1 protein-coding gene and 1 pseudogene are annotated in these 1,480 nt (G+C 65.7%); both read right to left on the reverse strand.

Features of this window, described 5'->3' with window-relative positions:
- On the reverse strand, positions 1 to 938 hold a 938-nt coding region (locus ABZ642_RS46410; RefSeq protein WP_360497794.1), incomplete at its 3' end, for an alpha-amylase family glycosyl hydrolase.
- Positions 935 to 1,480: pseudogene (locus tag ABZ642_RS46415) on the reverse strand (alpha-1,4-glucan--maltose-1-phosphate maltosyltransferase); the annotation flags it as partial. The pseudogene ABZ642_RS46415 and the gene ABZ642_RS46410, both read right to left, overlap by 4 nt.

A 1,480-nucleotide genomic window follows, 5' to 3' on the forward strand; every position in this document is an offset into this window, starting at 1 on the left:
GTCTTGGCGAGGATCTCCGAGACGGGGTAGCGGGACTCCCGGCGCACCGCCATGAAGATGCGGGGCATCACCGGGAAGTGGAACGCCATGTGGCACTCGTCGCCACCGCTGCGGTAGTCGCCGAAGTAGTCGACGACATCTTCCGGCCACTGGTTCGCCTCCGCCAGCAGCACGGTGTCCGGGTACTGGGTGTCGATCTCCTTGCGCACCCGCTTCAGGAAGTCGTGGGTGGCGGGCAGGTTCTCGCAGTTGGTGCCCTCCCGCTGGTAGAGATACGGCACCGCGTCCAGCCGGAAGCCGTCGATGCCCAGGTCCAGCCAGAACTTCAGCGCGGAGAGGATCTCCTCCTGGACGGCCGGGTTCTCGTAGTTGAGGTCCGGCTGGTGGGAGAAGAAGCGGTGCCAGAAGTACTGCTTGCGGACCGGGTCGTAGGTCCAGTTGGACGCCTCGGTGTCGACGAAGATGATCCGCGCGTCCTGGTACTGCTTGTCGTCGTCCGCCCAGACGTAGTAGTCGCCGTACGGCCCCTCGGGGTCCTTGCGGGACTCCTGGAACCACGGGTGCTGGTCGCTGGTGTGGTTCATGACGAAGTCGATGATCACGCGCATGCCGCGCTGGTGGGCGGCGTCGACGAAGTCCACGAAGTCGGCGAGGTCGCCGAACTCGGGGAGTACCGCGGTGTAGTCGGAGACGTCGTAACCGCCGTCCCGCAGCGGGGACTTGAAGAAGGGCGGCAGCCAGAGGCAGTCGACACCGAGCCACTGCAGATAGTCGAGCTTGGCGGTCAGACCCTTGAGGTCGCCGATGCCGTCACCGTTGCTGTCCTGGAAGGAACGGACGAGGACCTCATAGAAGACGGCGCGTTTGAACCAGTCGGGGTCGCGGTCCTTGGCAGGCGTGTCCTCGAAGGTGTCCTGGACGGGTTCGTTGACGATCATGTTGTGGGTGACCCTCCGATCCGCGGGGACGGTCGCAGAACCGTGAAGATATGCGCGGGTCGTCGACCCGGTTCCAGGCGCACATAGTTGGCCCTGCCCCAGTTGAAGGTTTCGCCGGTGAGCTCGTCGCGCACCGGTACCGACTCGTGCCAGTTCAGGCCGAGTTGCGGCATGTCCAACGAGACCGTGGCCTCCTGGGTGTGGTGGGGGTCGAGGTTGGCGACCACCAGAACCGTGTTCGATCCGCTCCGCTTGCTGTAGACGATCACCGCCTCCTGGTCGGCGTGGTGGAAGTGGAGATCGCGCAGCTGTTGCAGGGCCGGACTGCGGCGCCGGACGGTGTTGAGGCGGGTGACGAGGGGGGCGATGCCCTCGGTGTCGGCGCGGGTCCAGTCGCGGGGTTTGAGCTGGTACTTCTCGGAGTCGAGGTATTCCTCGCCGCCCTCTTTGAGGGGGGTGTTCTCGCAGAGTTCGTAGCCGCTGTAGATGCCCCAGGTGGGGGAGAGGGTGGCGGCGAGGACGGCGCGGACCTCGAAGGCGGG

The organism is Streptomyces sp. NPDC007157, from assembly GCF_040634235.1.
In the GTDB taxonomy this organism is placed as follows: Bacteria; Actinomycetota; Actinomycetes; order Streptomycetales; family Streptomycetaceae; genus Streptomyces.